This is a genomic window from Nitrospirota bacterium, from assembly GCA_030645475.1.
Taxonomy (GTDB): Bacteria; Nitrospirota; Nitrospiria; order Nitrospirales; family Nitrospiraceae; genus Palsa-1315.
Map to the genome: position 1 here is coordinate 1 of JAUSMA010000061.1, position 26,873 is coordinate 26,873.

Sequence of the window (26,873 nt, forward strand, 5' to 3'; positions counted from 1 at the left end):
CTTCGGCTTGGGAACCTGGCCTTCGAGGGTCACGATTCCCGTGATGCTACCTCCGTCCGTTACGGCAATTTCTTCATAGGCCCAAACAGGATTCCCGAATTCGATCGTGGCTAACATCACTGCTGCAATTACAGAACGCATTGGATCCTCCTTGTTCTCAATCAGGGTCTCGGCATGAGTCCTTTGTATACGTGTTTGACTATTAAGAGTTGCCAGATCCGGGGTCGGCAGCGGGCCATCCCTCTTCATTTTAGATTGCCAGACGACAGGATAACATAATTTTTTCAGTTGAAGAGGGCTTCTTTATGTTGTCCAAGCTTTTTCAGTACCGAGGCGGGGTCACGCTGGGCGAGGATACCCTTCTGGCAGATAGTCGGACGCTTCTCCACCCCTGCCTTCGATCGTTACAAGGGTCAATTCCAAGAGATCTAGGGGGCGGGTGTTATCAGAAAAATGTGCGGCTTTCCGTCCGCGGCGATTCCGACCCCGGCGATCTGGCCGCGATCGTTGATGCAGCGGGGAGTCAGGGCCTTCCACCCGGATCCCGATGGAAGAAGGGTGGTGAGATCGATCATTTTCCCCTGGCTATAGAGGAATCCGCGCGAACCACTGGTTCCAACGATTTGCCCTGCCTCGTTGATGGCCAGAGCCGTACTTTCTTGCCCCTCTAACGTTCCCAGGTCCGTCATCTTTCCCTCTGCATAGAGAAAGGCATGGGCCTTGTTGGAACCAGCCATGTTGGCGCTTCCCACGATTTGGCCACGGTCATTGACGCTGTTGGCGCGACTATCCGTTCCTCCGAGCGTCCCCAGATCTGTCATCCTGCCATGTTGGTACAGAAAGGCATGGGTTTCGTCGCTGTAGGTGCTGGCATAGCCCACAATTTGGCCATTGTTGCTGATATCTGTCGCCGCACTTTCTTTGCCTCCGAGGGTGCCTAAATCAGTGAGTGTTCGTCCTCGATACAAAAAAGCATGTCGTTCAGAGGGGAAATCGGAGCCGGGCACCGGAATGAGGGTGTACCATCCCACTGCCTCAGCGGAATCGTTGACCGCCAATGCAATTCCCGGCGGTCTCACAAACGCGGCGAGGTCGACGAACTTGCCGTCATGATAGATAAAGGCATCCCGACCGATATTCCCTACGATCTGGCTTTTGTCGTTGATGTCCATGGCTCGGCAACCCACTCCACCGCAATTGCCGAGATCGATGATTTTTTTCCCGTCAAACCACCAACCGGTATTCCTGGTTTGGCTGACCGGGACGGCTCCGGCCAATTGACCGTGGTTGTTGATGCTTTCAACCGTGCCGCCGGCGGCAATCGCTCCAAGGTCCTTGACGGTATATCTGTCCGCTGCCGCCGCCAGAACGGTGACACTCAACCAGGCTACTATTGCACAGAGGCTGATGGCCCAACGTGTACGAGACCGTTTCATCAGATTGACCTCCTCGACTTTCTCATTTTACCGCGTTCAAAGGAATCGACACACTGATCGCACCAGCCAGATCGCCCTCTTCGGCTCCTTCTTTGCGATATCCGGAAATGTCTAACTGTCCTGCCGGTCCACCGTGGCAGGCCAGGCAGTCTCTGGTGTAGTAGATCGGGGTCAGCACTCGCAGCATGTTGTTTCCGGTCTGCACCTCGCTGATCGTCACGGATTGACTGGGCTGAGTCAGCAAGCGCCGAAGGACCGCCTTTTCATACGGATCCGGTGCGTTTTTCGGGTTGCGCGGCTCGAGCGTCGTTTGTTTCAATTGAATGCCTGAACGAGCTGAAAATCGCTCGGCGACCTGGCTGCCGAAGGTGGCCGGGATGAAGTGTTTGTACCCGACTCCCTGTTGGTTAATCACCGGCTGGGCTTCTGCGACCACGTCTTTGCTCGCATCTAAGAGCGCGCGTAAGAGGTTCGTTGTACTGGGAGGCAAATGATCGGACGCGGGTTTGGTCAGGTCCACACCGGTCCTGGATCGAAACTCGTTCACGACCTGTCGCTCGAACACTTCTGGCGTGAATCCCTTGGCCCCCTTGCTTGGATCGTCGATCAATGATTGATGGCGATCGATCACCACTCGTCCTGTACTGAGGAGCATGGCGATCAGGCGTGCGGTTTCTTCTGCTTGATAGGGCGTGACGCCTGCCTCCACACAAGAGGGTCCTGCCAGGCCTAATCCACCGGCAATCATGATCATTAAAATTTTCTTGGCAACACAGGTCATATTCGTCTCCTTCACCGTACTGGTCTACGCCGATGTACTGCCTCGCACCGCATTTCAGACATTGTTCAGTTCTCGCATGCGACAGTGGGTCCACTGGGCGCATGGCCTTGCAAATGACTGACGAATTCTCATGCCTCAGGCTGAGTCGGTGTTCGGCTCTGCACCTCAATCTCATGCTGATATGCCATGACTTCATAATCCGGTTGGAGGATCCGCTCGACTTCTTGGAGGATGAGTTGGGCCACGGACGTGGATACGATCAGGAGCATTTTGACGCTCTGGTCGCTCTCGAGTTGACCTGTGCGGCTGCCATGTTTTCCCCATCCAGACGCGACATCTTCAATCGTGTAGCCCTGAGCGCCCGCATGTTCAACCAGGTTTATCAACGTGGGTTCCATGACCCGCTCGGTAATGATGGTCAGTAGTACTGCTTTTCCCATGGGCATATGCAGTGCTCCTCTCGTCCGTACTCCGCCGGTCATGATCCGAACAATTGTTTTGCGAGCCAAAAATACAGGGGGATGCCCATCGCAATATTGAAGGGGAACGTGATCCCCAGCGATGCTGTGAGGTAGAACGAGGGGTTGGCTTCCGGGATTGAGATGCGCATGGCGGCCGGTGCGGCGATGTAGGAGGCGCTCGCAGCCATGACGCCCAACATTGTGGCGCCGCCGACGCTCAGTCCGACAAATCCCCCCACGAGTACCCCAATCGTCCCGTCGATAATCGGCATACAGATCGCAAAGGCGATCAGGAACGCTCCGACGGCTCGAACCTCAGCCAGTCGTCGACCGGCTACCAAACCCATTTCCAACATGAATAGACATAAGACGCCTTTGAAGAGATCTCCAAAGAAAGGTTTGGTCACGGCAATCCCGTCCGGTCCTGAGATGTAGCCGATGACCAGCGCACCTAGGAGGATGATGGAGCCAGTCCCAGTCAGGGCTTCGTGCAAAACGGGCCGGATCCATCCTGCGCGGCTCTTCACGGTTCCATCCGATTCACCCTGTTGCCGCATTTCCACTTGAAGGGCGATCCGGGCCAATAAGATTCCGACGACCACGCCGGTTGGTTCGAGGATCGCCAGAAAGGCGGACAGATATCCCTCAGGTTTGACTTGAAGGCTGGATAAGAACTGCGTCGCCACGGCGAAGGTGACGGCACTGACCGATCCATAGTGGCCTGCAATTGCGGCCGAGTCATGGATGCTGAATTTCCCCATATAACGAAGGATAAAATAACCGGCGATGGGGATCAGGGAGCCCAACAAGAAGCAGGCGACAATCGGCATCCAGATTGCCGTGATTCCCACTTCACGGATTTCAGCTCCTCCATGCAACCCAATGGCGGCTAACAGATACAGTGTCAGTCCGATATAGAGGGCATCGGGGACTTTGAGTTCAGACCGGAGCAAGGTGGCTAGGATGCCCAACGCAAAAAAAAGCGGCATTGGTGCGGTTAAGTTATGCCCGATGGCGTCGAGTAACGTGTGGTCTACCATTCGGTTTTCCTTCCGATGTCATGCTGGTCCAAACGTAAACCGGGGATCGCAAGTTCTGTTCCGTCAACATGCGGTTGGCCATGAGGCTCGCGTCGATCTGAAATCATTGTCGGAAGCGGCTTTTCGCAAAAATCTGTAGAGATGTAGGCGGGTTCTGCCTTGAGTCATGTTTTGAGGTAGAGCGGATTCGCTCGGCCCGCTCTGTGCGAATCATGAGGTCTGAGAACGGGGAAGCACGACACTGATGTGGAGTGGGGGTGCTGTTGGAACCGGGTATATGGCGAATCCGACTGTGCTTCCATCACAGGTGACCGTGATGCCAATCGTATGGGCTGTTGCTGGTAGATCGGTCAATCGGCCAATTCCTGCCGGGTTGCGGGAGTCAGCGGTTTTGATGTTGAGAGATAGACCGGCTGCGTTGGTCAAGTGGCATCGCGGTCTACGCTAGAATCGCCAGAAGAACGACAGTTGTATCCGGTGGTTCTCGGCATTGGCCCCATCCGCATAGGTGGTACGGACCCAGTTCGTCATCAGCGCCGCTCGAATTTCCTGAGTGAAATCGTGGAACACATAGGCATAGTAGGTGGAGTCGCGGATATAGATACTCTGTGCTGTTCGGAGCGCTCCACCACAGAACGCCGCTGTCACCGTACAGGTCATTTCACCGGCGTTGGAGGAGTAGATGGTTCCATAGCCGCCTCCGATCCACGTTTTCCCTTGATCGGGGAGATAATACGTCGCATGAACCATCATCGAGGTCGAGCGTATCGCTTCAAATTTGCCGGTTTGACTGCTCACGGCTGCAAGACCGGCATCGATATTGGTCTGGCCGAAGGCCGTTCCGCCAAAGCCGCTGTTTGAAGTGGAACTCCCGCACACCGGATTGCAGACGCCCCAACTCAATCCGTTAAACATGTCGGATATCCCGGCACCTGTGACGCCCTCCATCACGATGTGCGCCGTATGACCCCACTCTCCATCCCGTGATGGGAGAACCGGAATAAATAGGCTAGAGGAGATTCCCCAGCCGGTTGCGTATGATTGACCAATCAGATTGGGTTGGGTTCCCGATGGACTCGTCGAACCCCCAGCATTCGCTTCGAGTTTCCGTCCGACCCCGCTGATTTGGAGGCTCAACGGCTTGAGCGAAATGTCGCCTGTCGAAGAACCGGTATAGGGCGCAAGCAAGCCGTGATAGGCGACCTGAACTCCCGCAACGAACGAGGGGAGGTTGGCATCGGGTTGTGGCGGACGCTCTACGGAGAAGACGGGAGTCAGGGAGAGGGTATCCGTCACGCGAAGTCGCTTAGACAGGCTGGCTTGAATCCATCGATTGAACATATTTGCCGGAGTCGCGGCGACCGACACCTGCCCTCTCGAATAGTCAGACATGAATCCAAACCGAGACCAATCCTGCCCGATCTTCACATCGACCGCTGGACTTTCCACCAGGAAGTACATCTGGAAAATGCGTGCATCCGGGCTGGTCCGCAACGTGAGATTGGACACTCCGGGGCTGCCGATCGCCGGCTCGTTCCCCAGGAAGTCGATCGATCCATAAAAGCGGCTTTTGATGCTATCCCGCTCCGGGGCTCGCACATCGAGTGTGATTCGGCTGTTTCTCGGGCTGGTTTGAAATAGGCTGTTGGCTCCGCCCAGCGTATTGCTTCGCAGGACCGGTCGGTTGCCGATGATTTCCTCATAGCTCCGCGTGCTATCCCCGATAAAGTCAATTTCGGCGAAGCCTCCCAATTTGACTTGCAGCCCGTTTTTCGTGATGGCCGCCGCCTGCTTCATGCGCTGTGCTTCTTCGGCTTTCGTTCGTTGCTCCTCTTCGAAGGCCTGATCGAATTCCTGTTGGGTGATGATGCCTTTGTCCAGGAGGAGTCGTAGTGCACGATGATCGTCTCCCCCCGCGAGACTCTGTTGAGAGAGCATGAGCGTTACTAGGAGGAGAGCAATTGTCCCAGCCAAAACTTGTCCCGTCGCGATTCGAGCTCGGCACGTGATGGCCATCAATTTCTCCTGAGACGATGTGTGGTTGATGTGAGTGCAGAGGCCTCCAGCAAGGACAATGCCATCTGAGAATGGTGGAAGCGCGCGTGGGATTGCTTGTGTGCTGGAGGATTGATTTTGGAGTCGAGCGGATCCGCACAGACCGCACAGTGCGAAACAGCGAGAGCGCATGGATTATTCGGCGCGTCTTGCGCGCGCTGTGCCACGGAGTCTTCTGAATTGCCCACTGCAGTCGAGCCGTTAGCCTACGGCGCAGGATTCGTATGAGGACGGACTAAATATTGCAGAGTTGTCGAGAGAGGTTTCTCTATGAGGGGCTGACGCAAGATGGCTGGTCACATGGTTTCTGTCACGATGCGAGAAATTGAAGACGCGGTGTATCAACTGGTGGCGCAGCATCGCCGGGTGACCTTTACGCTGCTCTCGTCTGCTTTACCTCAGTGTAGATGGCAGACGCTGTTTCAGGTGCTGCATGATTTACAGGAGAAAGGCCTCGTGGTCCTGGCTCCTCTTCCGTGGGATTACGAGATCCGTGCGGAGGACGCAAACGCGCGAATCGATGGGAGGACCAGGTGACTGTATTGAGACCGATCGAATCATTGGCCGACATCTCGCCGGAGGTCAGGGGCACACCGATCGAGGATCTCCTTCGCTACCACAATATGGGAGCGACTCACAGCCCCTACAGTCAGGCAGAAGTTTTAGTAGGGATGTGTATGGACCATCGTGAACGGCTGAGTTTCCCGGAAAACTTTGCCTATATCATTCGCTCGGCGGGGTGCAATTTGAGATATAGCGAGTTTCAGATCTCGTATGCCGTGGCGATCGGAGGAGTCTCCGCGATCGCGCTGGTCGGTCATACGAGCTGCGGCATGGTGAATCTGATGGATCGACGGGAGTTATTCATATCCGGACTGGTTCGGCGAGGCGGGTGGCAACGAGAATGGGCGGAGGCCCACTTCATGAATTCTGTGGCCATGTTTGAAATCGGGAATGAAGTCGACTTCTTGGTTGCTGAAGCCAGGAGGCTCCGAGGCCGATATCCCACTCTTCCGGTTGTTCCGTTGATCTATCGCGTAGAGGACCATCGGCTCTACCAGCTGAATGAACAGTGGATCCAATCTAATGCCACAGGTGGAGACGAACCTTGTCTGTCGTCGGAGCTGATGGCCCCGTAGGCAGGGCGCGCACCATACCCTGGTAGAGAGGCTGCGATGAACTGTGTCCGGTGTAACGGATGTGTGGTGGCGGAACAGCTCTCAGATCCCCACGGGACGAGCGAACGGGTAGATGCCGTGCGCTGCTTGAATTGCGGCAATATCGAGGATGCCATGATTGAATCCAACCGGAGTCGCCATCTTAAGCCGACTGTCGTCAAGAGCGCCACGGTTTTCTGTCGCCGGTCGGTCTCTTGATCGTTGGGTCGATTCTGCCTGGGAGGCGTCAAGTGAATCCTGACGGGAGGTGTCGCCGGCGCTACCTGTTCACCCGCTTTCACCAGCGTCCGATAGGTTTGATACACGCATGCAGCATGCAGTGAAGGAGGCGTCATCATGTATCCAGATGGCTATGGACAGCGAGTATTGGTTGTCGACGACGATACACATGTCCGAGCGCTGCTCTCGGCTCTACTCACGTATGAAGGGTACAACGTGTTTGAAGCAGGTGATGGGCTCGAGGCGGTTCAAGAGTTACAGAAGCGACATTTCGAGGTCGTCATTTCCGACTATCGCATGCCACGGTTTGATGGGATGCAATTGTTAACGATGTGCCAGCTCCTTTGGCCAGAGACCGCGGTGGTTTTGGTCTCGGGCGAGGACTCAAGTTGGATCGAGCTCGCGATCCGAAGGGGAGCCCATGCGTGGGTGAAGAAGCCGTACGGACGGATTGAACTGGTCGCGTTGGTTCGCCAGGCGATCGAGAAGGTCTCCGCGCGGACCGCTTCTCATGAAGTTCAGGCCTAGCAGAGGTGTGCGAGGATATATACGAGGTTATGGCCATGGCCAATGAGGCACATCCACGACGGAGCGACGCGCTGGCGATGGGGTTGTTCGGCCTGGCGGTCGGCGCCTTCACCCTCGGTCTTGCGCAGCTCGGCGAAATTCCGGAGCGGAATCATATCGGAATACTGGTCATCGTCTTCGTCTGCGGCGGTCTGATGCCCTTCCTTGCCGGCATGGCTATGTTCCGCAGTCACGAGCCATATTGCGGTATTGCGTTGATGACGTACGGATTGTTTTCGATTGCCGCCTGCATGGCCCAGCTGGTGAGCGTGAGCATTGGCGTCCAGCTTAGCCCGATATTGTACGGGCAGCTCAATGTCGTTTATTTCATGTGCTCGGCCGTCGTGGTGTATCTTACGGCCTATCGGGGCACTACGATCTGTCTTCTCTTCTTAATGATCGCGGCGACGTCGTTTCTCTCCGTTCCTGCCTCCCTGGGTCTACTGACAGAAACTCTTCCGGGAATCGGGCACCTTGTTGTGGGCCTGATGGCTCTTTATCATGCGGTAGGGAGTGTCACCTTGTCTTTTAACGGCCATGAACTGGTCCCGCTCGGACCGCCGCTATTGCCCCGGAGAGCGAGAGCCATTCAGGCTGTGCGCTAGCCGGGAGCCTGGTTTTACAATGTCTGATGAGTGTTTATGACATTGCTGATGGAGGCCTGGTGCTCAGAAAGCCGCCGAATTTTCTCGGTCACTCAGCGAAAGCTCGTGGAATTAGGGAGCGCTTGGGTAGAGTCTTGGCGGTTATCGAGCGGAATCCCTCACGCTAGGGCCGAGTCAGGGTCACCGTGATCGCTCCTGCGAGGTCACCGTCCATGTAGCCCTCCTTGGGGTATCCGGAAATATCCAGCTCGCCTTTTGGCTCACCATGGCAGCTGAGGCAGGCCGGTACATAATAGATCGGCATGACGACCCGCAAGGTTTGGCCTTGATCGGTGAGTTCGCTGACGTAGGCTTCGGCTCGAGGACGTCCAGACAGCCACTTCAGAACCGAGGCCTCGTATTCGTCCGGTTCATTTTTTGGATTGCGTGGTTGTAAGGTGGTTTGCTTGAGTCGTACGCGTGTGTGTTTGGAGAATCGCGCAGCGGCCTGGCTGCCGTAAGTGGCTGGAATAAAATTTTTGTACCCAATCCCCCGCTGGTTGATGACGACTTGGGCATCACGGACTACTTCTTTGCTGGCGACCACGAACGCCGGCAATAGCTCTTTGGCAAGGGGGGGCACTACGACCGTCGTGTTGTGCAGTTTTGCGAGATCAATGTTGGTCTGTTCGCGAAACTCCCGAACAAGTTGTTGTTCAAACACTTCGGGTGTAAAGCCCTTGTCTCCCTTATGTTGATCGTCAATCAGTAGTTGGTTCCGCTCGATGACCAGCCGGCCCGCTTTGAGTAACTTGGCTAAGAGTCGAGCGGTCTCCTCCGCCTCAGCACGATCGACCGCCCAGCTCGTGCTCGGGGTTACGGCTCCGAGGGTGAGGATCGCGAGCATTCCCGTGATGGCGGCAAATCGTAGGCTGTTCATCGGAGTCCCCTTTCTTTCATCGTGACCGGGTGTCGGCCAGTCGGCATTGGCCTTGATCGTAATGCTGAGGCATTTTCTCTGCGGCAAACGGAAGCCCTTCCGTTGCGGCCCGGCGAGGATAGGCGTAATTTTCCTCTAGCCAGCGCTGCCGCATCTCGGTGAGCCGGCCCGATTCATCAAGCCGGAACAGGAGGTCATTGAGGAACCGTCGTAACCGATAGCTCTCCTCGTCGGTGACGATTGCATAGTGTTCACGGGTCAGGATCAGCGGCTTACCATTTCCCACTGTGAGGAGCTGCCAATCTTTGCGGACCCGGCGTACCGTATAGTTGAGGACCGGTTCTTTTCCAAGAATAAGGTCGATCGGTGGGTGTTGGGACTCGAAGGCAGCGGGAAGTGAGTCGCAGAGCACGAGCGTGATGCCTTTCAGATTGGCTTCCGCATAGAATTGGGCACTGGTGCCTTCTTGAACGGCCACGGTCAGCCCTGCAAGGGCCTCGGACATGAGATGTGCATCGGCCACTCGCTCAGAGCGACGGATAGACGCACTCACGCGTTCAGCGACGTCAGGACGTACAGTGATGCCACCGATGCCTCCGGCATCAAAGTAGGGGTTCGAATAGGCGAGGCCGATGCGTCCTGGTGCTGCCACGTTGGCGCTGATAGAAGACACAAACAAGTCGAGATTGCCTTCCGTCAGTTCGATGAAGAGGTTTCGGAAACGAATCAGTTGTAGCGTCGGCACGATCGGTTCCTTGTTGCCGCAGCGTTGCGAGAGGGCCGCGCTGATTTCGCGCACGAGCTCGACATCGAGTCCTGTGACGCGTAGCCCTTCGTCTGTATAGATGGCCGGGAACACGAAGGGCTGAAAGGGTTCAACTGCCATGCCGACGCGGATCTGGCCCCTGGCGCAGATCGCATCGAGTTCGTTCGTGGCGACGGGATGCAGCAGTTGGACCGCATCTATCACCAGCCCACAGCCCTGCAGCATGAACGCGATGAGCAACAGTGACGCCCAGCCGCGCAACATCCCGATGAACGGCGCGCCGGTTCCGGCCTCATGTCGTGGAGCCTCCAGGGTCGTTCGCAATGTGTGAGACATGCTCAAAACCGAATCCCTGTCGTAATCAACCATTGTTGGGTCTGTCCGGCTTCACCGCGAAAATCGATTCCGTACTGAGTATATTGGATGGCCGTGTCGACTGAGACGCCCCGCCCGACCGGAAACCTGACGCCGACTTGACCGCCGATGAGATGTCCCGGCCATGTGTTGCCTGGACCGGGGAGTGTGGCGCCTCCGAGCAGACCCAGATAGGGAACGGCCCGGTCTTCGAGGGGGCCGAAGAGGACATGCCGGATTACGCGATTGATCGGCATCCCCTTTGGGAAGTCCAGAATATCGATGAAGTTATTCCATCGGGGATTGAGATACAACGAGTTCTGATCCGTCGTAAAGGTCTGCGTGTGATTGCTGTAGTATTGGTAAATGGTTCGAACTTCTAAATCGCCATAACGCAATGCCGTGATCCCGCCTTGGATCCCGATGACGCGATTGTCGGGAGCGAATGACCGCTGGCTGAATGTGATGTCGAAGTTGAATGGCCGGATAGGGAGCCATTCGAGGAGCGAGTCCTGAGCGTTGACCGGTGAGGCGAGCAGATAGGTTATGAGGCTGAGGGCTATGACTGAGAGGTAGCGCATGAGGCGATGGGGCCGATACGGCTCAGCAGGTGTCAGTCGTTGTTGCATCATGCGCTACGGTAGGTTTCGAGGCGAATGTTATTGAGCGGATGCCTCGGCCCCGATATGCTTCGGGGCGGTGATGCATGATTGCATAATTTCGATCTGGCAGGAAAGGGCGGTGCCGAGTGTTGTCTGAGCGACCCTGAGCATGTCCTGTGCTGAGATTTTTCCCTCCTCGACATCGAGGAGCAGATGTCCCGGAACGCTGGTGCCATCGACCGCGAAGACTCCCTCGGTTTGCCTCAAGACGGGTTCGAGTGTCTGCTGTGCCTCCTGACATTGTGAGCCTGACAGCATGAGGGCAATGCGTTCTTTCGGTGGGGCGGCCGAAATAGGGGAGTGGAGGAGGAGCGTGGCCGTGCAGATGGCTGTGAGGAGTGCGAACCTGGCTGATACGACGTTCAACATGATTTGATATGTATGGGCGAGATGCTCTTTGTCTCGGCAATGGCAGGGAGCGAGCCGCCAACGGCGGCTCGCTCCCTGCCATTGCCGCTTACTTCGCTGGCAGTACCCAGGGCACCATCGGCATAAGTGGTGCGTCCTTGGCGTCTGGTCCCACCAGTAATACCGCAATGGCGCCGCGTAGCGCACCCGTGAGCGAATGTGTGACGAGTGGGTAGGCGCCGGCTGATTCAGCCACGACGTCGAATGTGGCTGCGCTGCCAGGGCCGACGACATAGGTCTGCACACCCTTCAGATTATTGGCCGGATTGCCGCTCTCATAGACGTTGTCCCAGATTTCGCCGATCGGGTGAAAGGCGGAGAACTCGTTCGGGCCCGCGTTGACGAAGTAGATTCGAACTCGCTCGCCTGGTTTCGCATCCAGCTTGCCGCCTCCGGTCACGAACGGGTGGTATTTGAAGATGCCGCCGTTAAACATGACTCCATCGAACTTTCGGTCGAACATGGCCTGTACATCGTTGGGATTTTTGAAGAACTCGGACTGCACGAGGACATATTCGCGATCGGCTTTTGCCCAGGCTTTCGTATCTTTCGGATCGACGATGATGGCGCCGAACATGCCGCGGGCGACATGTTGGATCATCGGAGGCGCACCGCAATGGTAGAAGAAAATACCGGGTTTTTTGGCGACGAAGGTATAGCTGATGGTTTCGCCGGCATTGATGGCCCGATAGTTCTTTAGGAAGTCGATTTCTGCGGCATGGAAGTCCATGGCATGAGGATTCTTGTTCGTGGCGGGGTTGGTCAGGGTAAAGTTGATCGTGTCGCCTTCGGTGACGCGGACGACTGGCCCCGGCATGGTTCCGTTGAAGGTCCAGGCGGCATACTTCTCTCCGCTCCCATCGATGACGACATCCGATTCCACCGCTGTCATAGCGATGTCATGAGTCTTGGCCCATGCCGGTGCCGAGAGGGCTAGGCCTCCGACGAGTAAGCCCGTGAGGATGGCACGAGTGCCATAGTGGTGTCGCGATGATTGCATGGTCTCTCTCCTTCTCTGGTTGAAAATGGATGGATCCGTGGTCGTGTGAACTAACGGTCCTCTGCATTCAGAGGTTACAAATCCTAAATGTTAGCCGAATCACCATACGCTAGGCCGATGGCAATAAACATGACATATGTCATGTTTATGAAAATCGTGCTGAAAGGGGTGCGACGCGCGAGATTATGAGGCGGAGGCAAGGGCTTTCAGCCCTTTGAGGTCGCGAATCAGGAGGCGGTTGGCGGTACCGGAGACCAACCGGTCGCGCTTGAATCGGCTCATGATGCGAATGGCTGTTTCTGTAGTAATCCCCACCATGTTGGCCATGTCTTGTCTGGTCATCCGAACCGTCAGGCGGATTCCATTCTGATCTGCAATGCCGTTACGGGCTGCAAGGTCCACGAGCAAGGAGGCGAGCCGTTGGTCGGCGCGGTCGAGCGCGAGGTCTTTAGTCTTCTCCTGTGCTTCGTTCAAACGATTGCCCAGGTATTTAATGACTTCCATCGCGGCATCGGGATTTCGCCGCAGCATCTCGAAATAGGATTTCTTTTTCATCCGGAGAATGCTGACGTCTCCCATGGGCTGGGCCGAGCCTGGATGAGCCGTCCCATCGAACGCGGCCGCGTCGCAACAGAAGAGATCCCCCGGCATCAGCATCTTCAGCGTACATTCCTTTCCCTCCGGCGTGGACTTCACGCACTTGACGGTTCCTTCCTTGACGATGTGGAAGTATTCGGTGGGGTCGCCTTCGCGGAAGATGTAGTCGTGTTTGCCGTAACGGGTTTCGGTCAATTCCTGGAGCACGCGTTGGCGGTCCGCGATGGACAGGATGTTCAGGAGGGGAATGTGGTCCAGCCCTTGAGGAAGGACTGGACCAGACGGCTTACTTGGTGATTTGCTTGGTCGCTTCGACAATCGAGCGTGCTCCGATCCCAAAGTGATCCACGAGTTCGTCCGGCTTTCCGCTGTGTGGAATGACCCGAACCGCAAGTTTGTGTACTCGTAACCCTTCTGGTCCAACCGCACTGAGGACCGCGTCGCCTAACCCTCCGTGGGCATAGTGGTCTTCCACCGTAAGGATACGTCCTTGGGTGGCTCGGGCACTGTCGATCAAGGTTGTGCGGTCGATCGGTGCGATGCTGTAGAGGTCGATCACTCGTACGGAAATTCCAGCCGCCTTGAGCTGATCGTAGGCGTTGAGCGCTTCGAAGAGTGTCACGCCCGCTGCGACGATCGTGAGGACGTCCGAGGCGCTCTGGCGAAGGACTTTGGAGCCGCCGATCTGAAAACGCTCCTCTGGTCCATAGATGACTGGCGCTTTAGGTCTTCCGGCGCGGAGGTAGACCATTCCTTTGTGAGCGGCCGCTATTTCGACCAGTCTGTAGGTGCAGGTGGCATCTGAGGGATAGAGGACGACGACGCCTGGTTGGGCCGCCATCATCGCGATATCTTCGAGTCCCATTTGCGAGGGGCCGTCTTCGCCGATGCTGACGCCGACGTGTGTGCCCACCAGTTTGATGTTCGATTGGCTGATGGCCGCCATCCGGATGAAGTCGTAGGCGCGGGTGAAGAATGCCGCAAAGGTTGCGACGAAGGGAATCTTGCCGCAGGCGGCAAGTCCTGCTGCCGCGCCAAGCATGTTTTGTTCGGCGATGAAGTTTTCAAAAAACCGATTTGGAAATTTCTTGCCGAATTTGTCGGTATAGGTTGAGTTCTTCACGTCGGCATCGAGTCCGACCACCAAGGGGTTTGCTGCGCCGATGGCTTCGAGTGCAACACCGAAGGCTTCGCGCGTCGCGGCGGAATCGCCAAGCTTATAGGGTGACGGTGGCAGCGCGCTGGTGGCGGTAGCGTTCGGTGCCGGCTGTGCGGGTTTCTGACTAGAGAGCGAAATTGAGCTTGGTTTGAGCTGTTTGGTCAGTTCATCGATCGCCTTCTGTGTCTCTTCACCTTTGGGGACGGGCTTTCCGTGCCAGCTGGGGTGGTTTTCCATAAACGAGAGACCGCGACCCTTAAAGGTCTTGGCGAGCAGCACCGTCGGTTTGCCCTTGGTGGTTGCGGCTTCTTGGAATGCGTTCACGACAGCAGAGAGATCGTGTCCATCAATGACGATGGCATGCCAGCCGAATCCAGACCAGCGTGCACGATAGGCCTCCATGTCATGCTGCAACATCGTGGGATCGCTTTGACCGAGTCGATTGACATCGACAATCGCACAGAGGTTGTCTAATCCATGGTGGCGTGCGACTTCTGCTGCTTCCCAGACGGATCCCTCAACCGACTCTCCGTCGCCCATTAAGACATAGGTTCGGTGATCGAGCTTGTCGACGAACTTTGCATTGAGGGCGATGCCGATGCCGACAGGGAGGCCTTGGCCCAATGAACCGGTTGCCATATCGACGAACGACAAGCGGGGCGTCGGGTGTCCTTCAAGGTCTGAAGTCAAGGTGCGTAACTTCAAAAGGTCGCTTTTCGGAAAGAGGCCTGCTTCCGCCCAGGCGGCGTATAGCAGGGGAGCGGCATGCCCTTTTGAGAGGACGAATCGATCGCTGTTGATGGCCTTCGGATTCTTTGGGTCGTACCGCATCACAGTGAAAAAGAGGGCAGCCACGATCTCGGCAGCAGAGCAGCAACTTGAGGGGTGGCCGCTTCCGGCTTCGCTGGTCGCCCGAACACTTTCGATGCGGAGCTGCGTGGCCTTATTATGGAGAGCATTCAGGATATCGGGCGAAACGACTGAACTGGCCATCGGAGCTCCTTTCAGGATTGAAAACCGAGGAAGCCGGCACACACTTCTCTAGTTCAGAGATCGGTTGCAACGCGGCGGGACTTGAGGCTAACAAAAATGAAATATGGGAGTCAATGAAAGGATCTGTGCAGATGGGGGAGGATTAACGGTGCTATTCAGGCGGTCAGTTGGTCTACACGGAGGAAGGAGGCGTGATGGTCGATACTTCACTTGAACAGGCGCTTTCGAGTCCGTTATAGGCACTGACTGTAAAGTAGTAGAGCGTATTGGGCTCAAGGCCAGTAATCGTGGCCGACGGGGAGCCAACGTACTGCGATTGTTCATATGCGCAGCTGCCAGGTTGACCTGGTGATTGACGGCCGTAATGGACAAAGTAAGCCATGACGGAGGGGTCCGGGACCGGACTCCATGCGAGAGATGCGGTTGCTCCTGCCACCGGTGCCGACCCTCCACTGCTGCTACCGGGAGCGCTACTGCCTGGAGTTACAGTGACGCTTGGGTCGCTGCCAGTTTCTCCGCCGCCGCCGCATCCAGTCAGCAGCGAGGCCATACTAAGAAGCAGACCTGCGAAAAATGTGGTGAGGCGTAGTTGAGGCTTGCTGAATGAGGTCATGTACTACTCCAGGAATCGTGTCTTGTTCTGTGCTGTAGGTGTTGTCTGCTTCGTGCGTGATGCAGGCAGAAGGAGATCGTATCCTGACATGAGCAATGAACGTGCCAGAATTAATATATGTAAGATGTTGATTTAACATAATAAAATTACAGATGTATCGTCGGTCAAAACAATATGATCTGTAGAGTCTGCAGGGGAGACCATACAGACTCAGGTCCGATTCGAAGAGTGAAGAGAGGGATTTCTGTGAGGCACAGGCGAGTTCAGTTGGATCTAGCTCGACTCGGATGAAAGATGGGCATAGCTAGGCAGATAGTGTCTGCCAGGTGGAGTCAGCATGGAGAGGATGAGCGATCGCTAGCCGAGGTGGTGTGGGGATGTGAGTATGGATCGCGTTGCGTGAAAATGGGAGTGGCAACAGGGGCCTGGCGAGTGAATTAGAGGGCCGCTGCCAAGTTCTACCCCCTATGGGACGGTTCTATCTCGAAAGTAGCGAAACAGTAAGTATGCATTCAGGATCATCACGATGGAGAGGATGCTGTAGGTGGTGACGGCGGTGGCCAGGTTTAACTCGATCAGCACTCGGGACATGCCGAATGCGACGATCAAGGCATCGAAGGCCATGCAGATTCGTCTGAAGGTTTCAGGGTCCATCAAACGGATGAGGTAGCTTCCCAGGGGAATTCCCAGCAGGACGCTGGGAATGATGTAGGGAATGATTTCCAGGCTCTCGGCGCTATAGAGTCCAATGAAGTAGTAGGCGATTCCCGTCATGACCGCTTCCCCTACTCGAATGACGCCCAGCGCGGCCCGGAAATCCTGTTTCGCATACCCTTGATTGTTGAACAGCAGCGCAAGAGGAGGGCCTGAGATCGTCGTCACAGAATAGAGGGTTCCAATTCCTACTCCGAACGGGATTGCGATGGCCTTTTCGGCTTTGATGGGCTTTCTGATACCGGCAGCCTGAAGCAGAATCAAGGGCAGCAGCATAAAGTAGGTCACAAATTTGACCCAGGACGGATGGACAAGGGAGAGGATATAGCTACCGATCGCGACACCGATCAGGAGGCCGATCAAAATGGGCGCCACGCGCCACCAAATGTTCGGGACGCTTTTGCGGTTGATGAAGAGGACGTACCCATTGATCACTAATTCCACCAGGACCAACGCCGGATTCAGAATACGGTTGGTGTAAAACAGCAGCGCGACGGGAACCGTGATCGAAGAAAATCCGTATCCGAGGGCCCCGTTGACGGTGGCGGCTATGAACGTGATCAGTACTAGTACGACTACATCCATAATTATCCTTTGTGATGTCCGCAGGCGAAGTCGTCGAGTGTATAGTGGTCCAGGATGCCGGCAATGGCGTCACGCACGGTGCCCATCACGTGCTGCACCGGACATTGGGCATGCTCGGCGTAGGGGCAGTCCGCGCATTTTTGATAGGCCGTCTTGCTCACACATCCGATGGGAGCGAGGGGGCCATCCAAAATGCGAATCACTTGTCCGAGGGTGATTTCTCCTGGAGGTTTAATGAGCGCGTAGCCACCCTTCATCCCTCGACGGCTCGAGAGAAGGCCGGCTCGTTTTAGTGCAAGCAGGATCTGCTCAAGGAATTCGACGGGGATATGCTGGCGCTCTGCGATCTGGTGCCGCTGGAGCGTTGCTTTGCCGTAGAAGAGTGTGAGTTCCAGCAGCGCGCGAAGGCCGTATTCGCTTTTTTTTGAGAGCTTCATGGGAATAGGCAATGCCGAGTGAGTCAATCAAGTATAAAGACAATAGAGGACTGATAAGGCTACGTCAAGAGCAGGCGGGTGGAGATCAATCGCTGTCACTCCCGCAAGTTCGTCAAGATTTAAGGCCAAATCAGGAGGCCTATACTGATGCAACTCCTTGATCATAGAGGGATTGTTTCTTGACAGCTTGTGCGCATTCCTGTTAGCTTCTTCCTTCGCTCAGGGGCTCACGCAACAGTTTCACCACCTCGCAGGACCGATTGTGAACTACCAGGATCTCATTCTCACGTTGCATCATTATTGGGCCGACCAAGGTTGTGTGATCCAGCAACCCTATGATCTGGAAATGGGTGCCGGGACCTTCCATCCAGCCACATTTCTTCGGTCCCTTGGTCCTGAACCCTGGCGAGCTGCCTATCCCCAACCCTGTCGTCGTCCCACTGATGGGCGATATGGCGAAAATCCGAATCGTATGCAGCACTACTACCAGTATCAGGTTGTGCTGAAGCCGGCTCCGGACAATATCCAAGCGTTGTATCTGGAGAGTCTGGCCCAATTGGGGATTGATCCGAAGCAGCACGACATCCGGTTCATTCAAGACGACTGGGAGTCTCCTACGTTAGGCGCCTGGGGCCTAGGCTGGGAGGTGCGTCTCGACGGGATGGAAATCACGCAGTTCACCTACTTTCAGGAAATCGGCGGGATTGAACTCAACCCCATTACCGTTGAAATCACATACGGGACCGAACGCATCGCGATGTATCTGCAACAAGTGAATAACGTCTTCGACCTCGCCTGGAACGATGCAGTGACGTATGGCGACATCCATCACGAAACCGAGGTGCAGTTCTCGACCTATAATTTCGAAGAAGGCGATGTGGCGATGCTCATGGCCACGTTTCAATCGTTCGAGGGAGAATGTAAACGGCTGCTGGCAAATCGCGAGAAGCGGTTGACCCTTCCGGCCTACGAATTCTGTATCAAGTCCTCGCACCTCTTCAACCTACTCGATGCCCGTGGAGCCATCAGCGTGGCAGAACGTACAGGCTATATCGCCAGGGTTCGTGCGCTGGCGCGCCAATGTGCCGAACGTTATATTGAAGAACGAGCGGCGATGGGGCATCCGCTGCTCAATCGAGGCGGGGGGCGTGATGGAGCGAAGTCGGCAGCGTCGCGCGTGAGAACTACGGCCCGCCGCTCATAAGGAACGACAGAGAAATTCATGACAAAGAAGACTCAATCGTCTCGCCGTCCTGTCCCTCCTGCGAAAAAAATAAGCCGCCCTTCCTCTGTGAAGGCTGCTGAGTTGTTACTTGAGATCGGCGTGGAAGAACTGCCCTACCAGTTCATCGCGCCTGCGTTGGCAACATTGAAAGAGGCGGCTGAACAGTTATTCAAGGACCACCGCCTCGCGTTTCAATCTGTTCGTACCTTGGGAACGCCACGACGATTGACCGTAGTGGTTGAGGGCCTGGCGACTTTGCAACTCTCGATGGCCAAGGAAGCGATGGGGCCTTCAAAGTCGGTGGCGTTCGATCCAGCCGGTCAGCCGACCAGAGCGGCAATGGGATTTGCTGCAGGGCAAGGGGTTGCGGTTCATGAACTGCAAGTGCGTCAGACTCCGAAGGGGGAATATCTGTTTGCGGTGAAGCAAGAGCTGGGGCGCCCAGCCAAGGTGGTTCTGGGAGAACTCCTTCCACTGTTGATCGCGAAACTGTCGTTTCCAAAAGCGATGAAATGGAATACCGCCGGCGTTCGGTTTGCTCGTCCAGTGCGGTGGCTGGTGGTGGTCTATGGCGGGGCCACGCTTCCGATCGAAGCAACTGGGATTACCGCCGGCAACAAGACTCTAGGCCATCGCGTCTTAGGGAGCTCGAAGGGGCTCGTGGTTCGGGACTCCGGGTCCTATCTGAAGGGGCTTGAACGTCAAGGCGTCACTCCAGATCCCCAGCGTCGCCGCCACATGATCGAAGAACAGATTGCGACCCTCTGCAAAAAAGCCGGATTCTCGTTGAATGTCGATGCGGATTTGTTGGATCAGGCGGTCTATACGACTGAATGTCCCAACGCCATTATCGGTTCCTTCAAGCCTGCCTATTTAGAAGTGCCGCAAGAGATTTTGATTACCTCGATGAAAGAACATCAGGGGTTCTTTTCCTTGATGCACAAAGAAACCGGGAAGCTCGTTCCCCATTTCATCGCGGTGACGAACAATCGAGCCAAAGATATGGGATTGATTCGCGAAGGCAACGAGCGGGTCCTGGCTGCGCGCCTGGCCGACGCGAAGTTCTTTTTTGACGAAGACCGGAAGGTCAAACTTGAGGACCGGGTGCCGAAGCTGGCCGGGGTCACATTTCAGCAGAAGCTCGGCACGATGGAGAAAAAACAGCAACGGGTCAAGAAATTGGCCGGCGTCATCGCGTCGACGCTGCGACCGCAGGACGGCAAGCTCAAACAGGCTTGCGAGAGAGCCGCGGAGCTGTGCAAGGCGGATCTTCTTACGGGTGTCGTCGGTGAATTTCCTGAGCTGCAGGGCATTATGGGGGGCGAGTACGCGAAGCATGACGGTGAATCCGAGGCGGTGAGTCAGGCCATCAGAGAGCAGTACCTGCCTCGTTCGATTGAAGGCGAGTTGCCCAAGACCATCGCAGGTCAAGTGCTGTCGTTGGCCGATCGGCTGGATTCGATTGCGGCCTTCTTCTATGTGGGACTCGTGCCGACCGGATCGGAAGATCCCTTTGCCCTGCGCCGGAATGCCACGGCCGTTGTCAGGATTATTCTTGAGGGAGACCTGCGCATCGATCTCGGGAGTTATGTCGATACCGCGAGAAACCTCGTCATCGGTGATGGATTCAAAGGGGGGGCGGACTCTGCCGAAGATGGCCGACGCCGTATGACAGAATTTCTTTTCGAACGGGTTCGGCACTATGCCAGGGTTGTCCATGCGTTGCGGGACGATGTCATCGAAGCGGTACTCAAGCAGGCGCAGGGCAAGACGCTCGACCTCGTGGATCTTGTGCAGAGAATGAAAGCGCTTGAATCTGTGACCACCAAGCCGGAATTCGATCCATTGATCGTCGGCTTCAAACGCGCGCACCGTCTCGTCGAGAAAGAGAAATGGGATCGTCAGCCGGTCGATAACGCGCGGTTTGCGCATCCTGCGGAGTCGGCGCTGTACCAGGCTACGGTGGATGAGCGGGACAAACTTATGTCCGGGATGAAGCGGGGTGACTATAGCCAGGCGCTGGATGCGTTGGTACGTTTGAAGCCCGCCATCGATGCGTTCTTTGCGGCAGTCATGGTCAATGCAGAGGATCAGGCCGTCCGGAGTAATCGGTTGTCGTTGCTCCAAGAAGTGGATGATTTCTTCAACTCATTCGCGGACTTTTCGCAGATTGTGGTACAAGGTGGGTAGAGAATAGGTGGTCCCGGTGAGTCCCCCGTGCTCGCGCAACGCGCGGTCTGGGAAGGCCCTCGTTGAACGCGCGCAATAGGAGACTCATCCAGATCACCTATTGAGAGAGATCAACCGGTCGGGTGAGGGGATGGATCACGCATTGTCAGACGACCAGCGTCGGGCGAGTAAGATCCGTCGGTTCACGGTCGGCGTGTCTCTTGCCATCATGATTCTCTGCAATGCGATCGTTCTGATCGGGTTATGGGCCAGTGGGATTAACCTTGATGAGCTGGCAGCGACTCCCGATGTGTTTAACTCTAAACAGGATATTTGTCTCCGGCTCGGCTGGAAATCCGTCGCAGGGGCAACGGACCCGGTCCGTCTCTGCTCGGAATGGATCAATCTGTCCGATCCCTCCGGCAAGACGCATCTGATTCAACGGGAGATCAAGCTTCGGCAAGGGCCTGACGGGCAGTATTATGTGGATCGGGGAGTTCGCGCCGACTATCGGTTGCTCATATTGATGTTGTTTGTCGTGGCCGTCATTGCATTCGGGCTGGTGGCGAAATGGTATCTGGTCAGCCGGTATCGGCTGCGTCTCGAATCCGTCGCCGGCCAAGGGGCATCACTCGTCCATTGAACTGAACTCAACGCGAAGGAGAGGCAGCGTGGCAAAGAAATACGTGTACTACTTCGGTGACGGCAAAGCCGAAGGGACTTCCAACATGAAAGAGCTCCTCGGCGGGAAGGGCGCCGGCCTTGCCGAGATGACGAATCTCGGCATCTCCGTTCCGCCGGGCTTCACGATTTCCACCGAGGCTTGCGTGGAATATTATAAGAACGGGAAACAGTATCCGCCCGGTATGTGGGACGCCGCGCTGAAATCGTTGAAGCGGGTCGAACGGTCGATGGGTATGGGGTTCGGCGATCCTGAGCGGCCGCTGCTGGTCTCGGTCCGGTCCGGCGCCAGGGCGTCGATGCCGGGCATGATGGATACGGTGCTGAATGTCGGTCTGACCACCAAGACGGTCGAGGGGTTGGCTGCAAAAACACGCAACGAACGGTTTGCCCAGGACAGCTATCGGCGCTTTGTGTCCATGTACGGCAGCATCGTCATGGGCGTGCAGCGCGAACATTTCGAAGCGATCCTGAAGCAGAAGAAGGCGGATGTGGGCGTGGCGCACGAGACTCATCTCGATGCGAGGCACCTTCGGGAATTGGTCGCCAGCTTCAAGGCGCTTATCAAAGAAGAGACGAAGAAAGAGTTCCCCGACGAGCCGCTTGAGCAGCTTCGTTTGGCGGTCAACGCCGTCTTCTCGTCCTGGTTCGGTGCGCGGTCCGTCACCTATCGGCGACTCTATGGGATTCCCGATTCCTGGGGCACGGCGATCAATGTGGTGGCGATGGTATTCGGCAACATGGGAGAGACGAGTGGTACCGGTGTTGCGTTCACGCGTGATCCGGCATCCGGCGATAAAAACTTTTTCGGCGAATGCTTGATGAATGCTCAGGGCGAGGATGTCGTGGCAGGCATCAGGACTCCGCTTCCAGTGAATGCGCTCGCGAAGAATGTGCCGGAGGCCTACAAGGAACTGGAGCACACTTACAAGAAACTCGAGAAACATTATCGGGATATGCTCGATTTGGAGTTTACGATCCAAGAGGGCAAGCTCTACATGCTCCAGACCAGGGTCGGCAAACGGACCGGCATTTCCGCTGTAAAAATTGCAGTCGATATGGTGAGAGAAGGCCTCATCTCGAAGCAGGAAGCCGTGCAGCGGGTCGGGCCGGAGCAATTGGCGCAATATCTCTATCCGATTTTCGATACGAAAGAAGAGTCGAAATCCAATCCGCTGGGGAAGGGACTCCCTGCCGGTCCTGGCGCGGCAGCCGGGAAAATCGCCCTGACTCCCGATAAGGCCGTGACGATGAAAGCGGCTGGCACCCGTGTAGTATTGGTTCGCCAGGAAACGAGCCCGGACGATATTCACGGGATGAACGCTGCCGCCGGGTTTTTGACGGCACGAGGCGGGATGACCTCTCACGCGGCGGTAGTCGCCCGGCAAATGGGCAAGGTCTGTGTCGCCGGCTGCGATGCAGTGGAAGTGCTGGATGCCCAGTCCGTTCGTATCGGCGCCAAGGTGTTTCGCGAGGGGGATTATCTTTCGATCAATGGTTCGACCGGCAATGTGTATGAGGGGGACTTACCCGTCGTCGAATCTGAAATCATTCAAGTGATTCAGGGCAAGTTGGACCCGAAGCAGTCGGACAAGTACCAGCGGTTTGCGTTGATTCTGTCATGGGCCGACAGCGTCAGAAAACTTCGCGTCCGTGCGAATGCCGATGTGCCGGATCAGGCGAAAATCGCGCGGGGTTTCGGTGCGGAAGGCATTGGCCTCTGTCGGACAGAACATATGTTCTTCGCCGAGGATCGCATCCCGATCATGCAGAAGATGATTCTGGCACGGACTAAGGAGGAGCGGGAAAAGTTTCTCGATCAGCTCCTCCCGCTGCAAAAACAGGATTTCATCGGGCTCTATCGCGAGATGGCGGGCTTCCCGGTGACCATTCGTCTCCTCGATCCGCCGTTGCACGAATTTCTGCCGAAGCGTGAAGACTTGATGGTGGAGATTGCGCAGTTGGAATTGACCGGGCGCGACGGAGCCAGGCTTGAAGAAAAACGCCGGTTGCTGGCCCGCGTCGAGGAACTCCACGAGTTCAATCCGATGCTCGGGCTCCGCGGCTGCCGCCTCGGGATTACGATGCCGGAGATTACCCGCATGCAGGCGCGAGCCATCATGGAAGCCGCCTGTGAGCTGGCCAAAGAAGGAAAGAAGATTGTCCCGGAGATCATGATTCCGTTGGTGGGCATGGTCTCGGAAATGAAGGCACAGAAAGACTTGATCCGTGAAGTCGCGCAAGAGACGATGAAGCGGTACAACGTCAAGCTCACGTATCTGGTCGGTACGATGATCGAGCTGCCGCGGGCTGCCGTCACGGCGGATCGTATCGCGACCGAGGCGGAGTTCTTTTCATTCGGGACGAACGACCTCACGCAAACCACGTTCGGGTTCTCCCGCGACGATGCCGCGAAGTTCATCGATTTTTATCAAACCAACAACATTCTGGACGCGGATCCCTTCGCGGTGCTCGATCGAGAAGGGGTGGGGGCCTTGATGAAGCAGGCCATCGCCGGCGGACGGAAGAGCCGTCCAGGGATCAAACTCGGCATTTGCGGTGAACATGGCGGCGATCCCAGTTCGGTGGAGTTCTGCCATCAACTTGGGTTGGATTACGTGAGTTGTTCGCCCTATCGCGTCGCCATTGCGCGGCTTGCGGCAGCCCATGCGGCCTTAGCCGAAGCTGGCGCGAGCGCTGCCCCTTCTCCGCGCAAGCGGTCGGTGCCGCGTACGAAGGCGAAAAAGACGACGAAGAAGACTGCGAAACCCACGAAGGCGAAGTCGGCTCCGCAGCCTCGCAGCCGACCGCGCGTCACACGCAAGAAGCGGTGACTGCCACCACGACGCATCTCCACTTCATGACCCAGGCGCTTCGCCTCGCGGCGAAGGGCCTGGGTCAGACCAGTCCGAATCCCATGGTCGGCGCCCTCGTGGTCAAGAACGGCCGCATCGTCGGCCGCGGTTATCACCATGGGCCAGGGCAACCCCACGCAGAAATTCTTGCGCTCAATCAAGCAGGGCCCCGTGCCAAGGGCGCGACGCTCTACGTCACGCTCGAACCCTGTTGCCACCTTCTCAAGAGAACTCCACCCTGCGTACCGACAGTCATCAAGTCCGGTGTGCGAGCGGTGGTGGTGGCGATGACCGATCCGAACCCTCCGGTGAAGGGTCGCGGCGTTGCGGCGTTGCGCCGTGCCGGGATGACGGTGACGACTGGTGTTGCACGAGAAGAAGCCGCGCAGATGAATCGCGCCTATCTCCATTGGGTAAAGACCGGCCGTCCCTTCGTCATCCTGAAAGCCGGGATGACATTGGACGGAAAGGTGGCCACGGCGATGGGCGAGTCTCAATGGATTACTGGTCCACTTGCGCGGCAAGACGCGCATCGACTCCGGAGTCAGGTGGATGCGGTGATCGTCGGGGTCGGCACTGTGCTCAAGGATAATCCCACTCTCACAGCTCGACGCTTCGATCGCCCACTGAGGCTGGCACCGCGGCAACCGTTACGCGTCGTGCTCGATAGCACAGTCAGGACGCCGACGAAGGCAAGGGTCTGTGCCAATCAGGAGCAGGCGAAGACCTTGATCGTGGCGACGAGTCGTGCCTCAGAATCACGCCGGCGTAGACTCGAACTGGTAGGGGTGGAGGTGGTCTCCCTTCCGCTAAAGAACGGACAGGTCTCGTTCCCGGCGCTTATGACGATGCTGGGTAAGCGTGGGATCACGTCGGTGCTCATCGAGGGAGGCAGTACCGTCAATGCCACAGCGTTACGAGAGAAACTCGTCAATCGCATCCGGTTCTATCTTGCTCCCACTCTTATGGGAGGGCAGGATGCGAAGGCGGTGATCGGGGGACGGAGTCCGAAGCGCTTGGCCCAAGCATTGCCCTTACGCCACGTCACGGTTCGCCGCATCGGGGAAGATCTGGTTGTGGAAGGAGATCTGTGACGCGCAGGCTCCTCTGTGCGGTCCTGGCCATGATTCTGGCTTCGTGCATCGTTCATGGAATGCATGCGGTTGCTGCTTCCCCCTCAGTCGATCTCAAGACGCAGGTTTTCCAGTACCTCGACAGCGGGGATACGGACGAGGCTGCGCGCATTCTACAGACCATACTGTCCGATCCGAATGCCACGATCGACCAGATCATACGGATCATCCAAACCGAGCGGGACTATGTGCCACAGCCGACTGGAACGATGCCAGACGAGCGAATCGAGGTGCGGGGCCATGCCCACCACCTGGCGCTTTCCGTTCCTCTGACCTATCAGCCGGCGAAGGGTTATGGACTGGTGGTCTGCCTGCATGGCGCAGGATTTACCGGTGAGGCCTATCTGGAACGATGGCAGGCCCGATTGGGGGAGGACTACGTCTTAGCCTGTCCAACCGCTCCCATGGGTGCCTGGTTTACGAGAGGTGCGGAGGAGCTGGTGCTGGCGACGATTCGCTCCGTGCAACGGCGCTATCACATCGATCCTGACAGAGTGTTTCTCACCGGCATGTCCAACGGCGGAATCGGCGCCTGGGTGATCGGTATGCACGATGCGCCCCTGTTCGCCGGCATTGCGCCAATGGCCAGCGGCCTCGACAATGTGCTGATGCCGTTTTTGGCCAACCTGCGCTCCACGCCGCTCTATATCATTCATGGGGCCAAGGATCAGGTGATGCCGGTTGAACTCAGCCGCACCATTACGAAAGAGTTGACGAGGTTGGGCTATCCCTTTGTGTATCGGGAGCATGATCGCGAGCATCCCACGGCTGGCGGGCATTACTTCCCCAGGGAGGAATTGCCAGACCTGGTGACCTGGTTCAACGCGCAGCGCCGAAATCCAGTTCCAACGACGGTGACGGTCGTGCGTGAGGCAAGCCATTTTCAATCGTTCGGCTGGGTTCGTATCGATACCACGGACGCGATTGCCGCATTCTCGGAAGACCTGGTCTCCAAGCGAGACGAGCTGACCAGAACAAAACGTTATGCCAGGCTGGATGCGTCCGTCACAGCACCGAACCGGATTGAGGTTGAAACGGGCCTGGTGCGGCGGTATACGCTGTTCCTGAACGACCAGCTGGTCGACCTCTCCAAGCCTGTGACGATCGTCACGAACAAGCAGGTCTCGTTCGAGGGGAAGGTGGTCACGACCGTCGAGACCCTGTTGCGTCAAGCGCGTCTCCGTCAGGACGCTCGCCAGCTGTTTCCCGCTCAGCTATCCATTCAGGTCTTGCAGCAGACTCCATGACGTTCCTGGGGGCG

26 protein-coding genes are annotated in these 26,873 nt (G+C 56.6%); 11 read left to right on the forward strand and 15 right to left on the reverse strand.

Translation table 11 applies throughout. The annotated features are described in order from the left end of the window. Positions 1-428: 428 nt before the first annotated feature. From Q7U76_12180 to Q7U76_12200, 5 genes are all read right to left on the reverse strand, one after another. Entirely contained in the window at positions 429-1,436 is a 1,008-nt protein-coding gene (locus tag Q7U76_12180; protein ID MDO8357139.1) for a hypothetical protein, read from the reverse strand. A gap of 22 nt (positions 1,437-1,458) precedes the next feature. Further along, positions 1,459-2,217 (reverse strand): DUF3365 domain-containing protein, encoded by a 759-nt coding sequence (locus tag Q7U76_12185; protein MDO8357140.1) that lies wholly within the window; start codon positions 2,215-2,217, stop codon positions 1,459-1,461. Positions 2,218-2,345: 128 nt separating this feature from the next. Next, positions 2,346-2,663, reverse strand: a complete 318-nt coding sequence (locus Q7U76_12190) for a hypothetical protein (protein ID MDO8357141.1) — start codon at positions 2,661-2,663, stop codon at positions 2,346-2,348. Between the two features lie 32 nt (positions 2,664-2,695). After that, the gene (locus Q7U76_12195; protein ID MDO8357142.1) at positions 2,696-3,718 is read right to left on the reverse strand and encodes a sodium-dependent bicarbonate transport family permease; all 1,023 of its coding nucleotides are present in this window, start codon (positions 3,716-3,718) and stop codon (positions 2,696-2,698) included. Positions 3,719-4,162: 444 nt separating this feature from the next. After that, on the reverse strand, positions 4,163-5,734 hold the full coding sequence (locus Q7U76_12200; GenBank protein MDO8357143.1) for a hypothetical protein: 1,572 nt from the start codon (positions 5,732-5,734) through the stop codon (positions 4,163-4,165). A gap of 327 nt (positions 5,735-6,061) precedes the next feature. Between Q7U76_12200 and Q7U76_12205 the strand changes: the two genes are divergently transcribed. The 5 genes from Q7U76_12205 to Q7U76_12225 all read left to right on the forward strand — a co-directional run bounded on the left by Q7U76_12205 (position 6,062) and on the right by Q7U76_12225 (position 8,342). Beyond that, positions 6,062-6,310, forward strand: a complete 249-nt coding sequence (locus tag Q7U76_12205) for a hypothetical protein (GenBank protein MDO8357144.1) — start codon at positions 6,062-6,064, stop codon at positions 6,308-6,310. After that, the gene (locus Q7U76_12210) at positions 6,307-6,912 is read left to right on the forward strand and encodes a carbonic anhydrase (protein ID MDO8357145.1); all 606 of its coding nucleotides are present in this window, start codon (positions 6,307-6,309) and stop codon (positions 6,910-6,912) included. Before Q7U76_12205 ends, Q7U76_12210 begins: the two co-directional genes overlap by 4 nt. Before the next feature lie 36 nt (positions 6,913-6,948). Further along, a complete protein-coding gene (locus tag Q7U76_12215) occupies positions 6,949-7,149 on the forward strand; it encodes a hypothetical protein (protein ID MDO8357146.1) in 201 nt (66 codons plus the stop codon). Between the two features lie 138 nt (positions 7,150-7,287). Continuing rightward, the gene (locus Q7U76_12220) at positions 7,288-7,698 is read left to right on the forward strand and encodes a response regulator (protein MDO8357147.1); all 411 of its coding nucleotides are present in this window, start codon (positions 7,288-7,290) and stop codon (positions 7,696-7,698) included. A gap of 35 nt (positions 7,699-7,733) precedes the next feature. Further along, a complete protein-coding gene (locus tag Q7U76_12225) occupies positions 7,734-8,342 on the forward strand; it encodes a GPR1/FUN34/YaaH family transporter (protein ID MDO8357148.1) in 609 nt (202 codons plus the stop codon). A 163-nt stretch (positions 8,343-8,505) separates the two neighbouring features. Here Q7U76_12225 and Q7U76_12230 read toward each other — a convergent pair whose 3' ends face one another. The 10 genes from Q7U76_12230 to Q7U76_12275 form a co-directional block, all read right to left on the reverse strand. Further along, the gene (locus tag Q7U76_12230) at positions 8,506-9,261 is read right to left on the reverse strand and encodes a DUF3365 domain-containing protein (GenBank protein MDO8357149.1); all 756 of its coding nucleotides are present in this window, start codon (positions 9,259-9,261) and stop codon (positions 8,506-8,508) included. A gap of 16 nt (positions 9,262-9,277) precedes the next feature. Further along, entirely contained in the window at positions 9,278-10,363 is a 1,086-nt protein-coding gene (locus Q7U76_12235) for a transporter substrate-binding domain-containing protein (GenBank protein MDO8357150.1), read from the reverse strand. A 2-nt stretch (positions 10,364-10,365) separates the two neighbouring features. Next, the gene (locus Q7U76_12240; protein ID MDO8357151.1) at positions 10,366-10,962 is read right to left on the reverse strand and encodes a hypothetical protein; all 597 of its coding nucleotides are present in this window, start codon (positions 10,960-10,962) and stop codon (positions 10,366-10,368) included. Positions 10,963-11,040: 78 nt separating this feature from the next. Continuing rightward, positions 11,041-11,412, reverse strand: a complete 372-nt coding sequence (locus tag Q7U76_12245; protein MDO8357152.1) for a hypothetical protein — start codon at positions 11,410-11,412, stop codon at positions 11,041-11,043. An 88-nt stretch (positions 11,413-11,500) separates the two neighbouring features. Continuing rightward, a complete protein-coding gene (locus tag Q7U76_12250; protein ID MDO8357153.1) occupies positions 11,501-12,451 on the reverse strand; it encodes a multicopper oxidase domain-containing protein in 951 nt (316 codons plus the stop codon). Between the two features lie 183 nt (positions 12,452-12,634). Next, positions 12,635-13,366 carry a Crp/Fnr family transcriptional regulator gene (locus Q7U76_12255; protein ID MDO8357154.1) on the reverse strand — a complete coding sequence of 244 codons (732 nt, stop codon included), beginning with the start codon at positions 13,364-13,366 and terminating at the stop codon, positions 12,635-12,637. Beyond that, positions 13,335-15,200 (reverse strand): transketolase, encoded by a 1,866-nt coding sequence (locus tag Q7U76_12260; protein MDO8357155.1) that lies wholly within the window; start codon positions 15,198-15,200, stop codon positions 13,335-13,337. Before Q7U76_12260 ends, Q7U76_12255 begins: the two co-directional genes overlap by 32 nt. A 172-nt stretch (positions 15,201-15,372) precedes the next feature. Then, the gene (locus Q7U76_12265; GenBank protein MDO8357156.1) at positions 15,373-15,813 is read right to left on the reverse strand and encodes a fibronectin type III domain-containing protein; all 441 of its coding nucleotides are present in this window, start codon (positions 15,811-15,813) and stop codon (positions 15,373-15,375) included. A gap of 465 nt (positions 15,814-16,278) precedes the next feature. Next, positions 16,279-17,112 (reverse strand): sulfite exporter TauE/SafE family protein, encoded by an 834-nt coding sequence (locus Q7U76_12270; protein MDO8357157.1) that lies wholly within the window; start codon positions 17,110-17,112, stop codon positions 16,279-16,281. A gap of 2 nt (positions 17,113-17,114) precedes the next feature. Beyond that, positions 17,115-17,549 (reverse strand): Rrf2 family transcriptional regulator, encoded by a 435-nt coding sequence (locus tag Q7U76_12275; protein ID MDO8357158.1) that lies wholly within the window; start codon positions 17,547-17,549, stop codon positions 17,115-17,117. A gap of 262 nt (positions 17,550-17,811) precedes the next feature. On the opposite strand from Q7U76_12275, the gene Q7U76_12280 reads away from it, so the two are divergent. The 6 genes from Q7U76_12280 to Q7U76_12305 all read left to right on the forward strand — a co-directional run bounded on the left by Q7U76_12280 (position 17,812) and on the right by Q7U76_12305 (position 26,859). Beyond that, positions 17,812-18,753: a glycine--tRNA ligase subunit alpha gene (locus Q7U76_12280; GenBank protein MDO8357159.1), complete on the forward strand. Its 942-nt coding sequence runs from the start codon at positions 17,812-17,814 to the stop codon at positions 18,751-18,753. Between the two features lie 18 nt (positions 18,754-18,771). After that, positions 18,772-20,964 (forward strand): glycine--tRNA ligase subunit beta, encoded by a 2,193-nt coding sequence (gene glyS / locus Q7U76_12285; protein MDO8357160.1) that lies wholly within the window; start codon positions 18,772-18,774, stop codon positions 20,962-20,964. 130 nt (positions 20,965-21,094) lie between these two features. After that, positions 21,095-21,586 carry a hypothetical protein gene (locus Q7U76_12290; GenBank protein ID MDO8357161.1) on the forward strand — a complete coding sequence of 164 codons (492 nt, stop codon included), beginning with the start codon at positions 21,095-21,097 and terminating at the stop codon, positions 21,584-21,586. 28 nt (positions 21,587-21,614) lie between these two features. After that, on the forward strand, positions 21,615-24,458 hold the full coding sequence (gene ppdK, locus Q7U76_12295; GenBank protein MDO8357162.1) for a pyruvate, phosphate dikinase: 2,844 nt from the start codon (positions 21,615-21,617) through the stop codon (positions 24,456-24,458). After that, on the forward strand, positions 24,455-25,573 hold the full coding sequence (gene ribD, locus Q7U76_12300; protein MDO8357163.1) for a bifunctional diaminohydroxyphosphoribosylaminopyrimidine deaminase/5-amino-6-(5-phosphoribosylamino)uracil reductase RibD: 1,119 nt from the start codon (positions 24,455-24,457) through the stop codon (positions 25,571-25,573). Before ppdK ends, ribD begins: the two co-directional genes overlap by 4 nt. Beyond that, complete coding sequence (locus tag Q7U76_12305; GenBank protein MDO8357164.1) at positions 25,570-26,859, forward strand: hypothetical protein; 1,290 nt, start codon at positions 25,570-25,572, stop codon at positions 26,857-26,859. Before ribD ends, Q7U76_12305 begins: the two co-directional genes overlap by 4 nt. Positions 26,860-26,873: the final 14 nt, after the last annotated feature.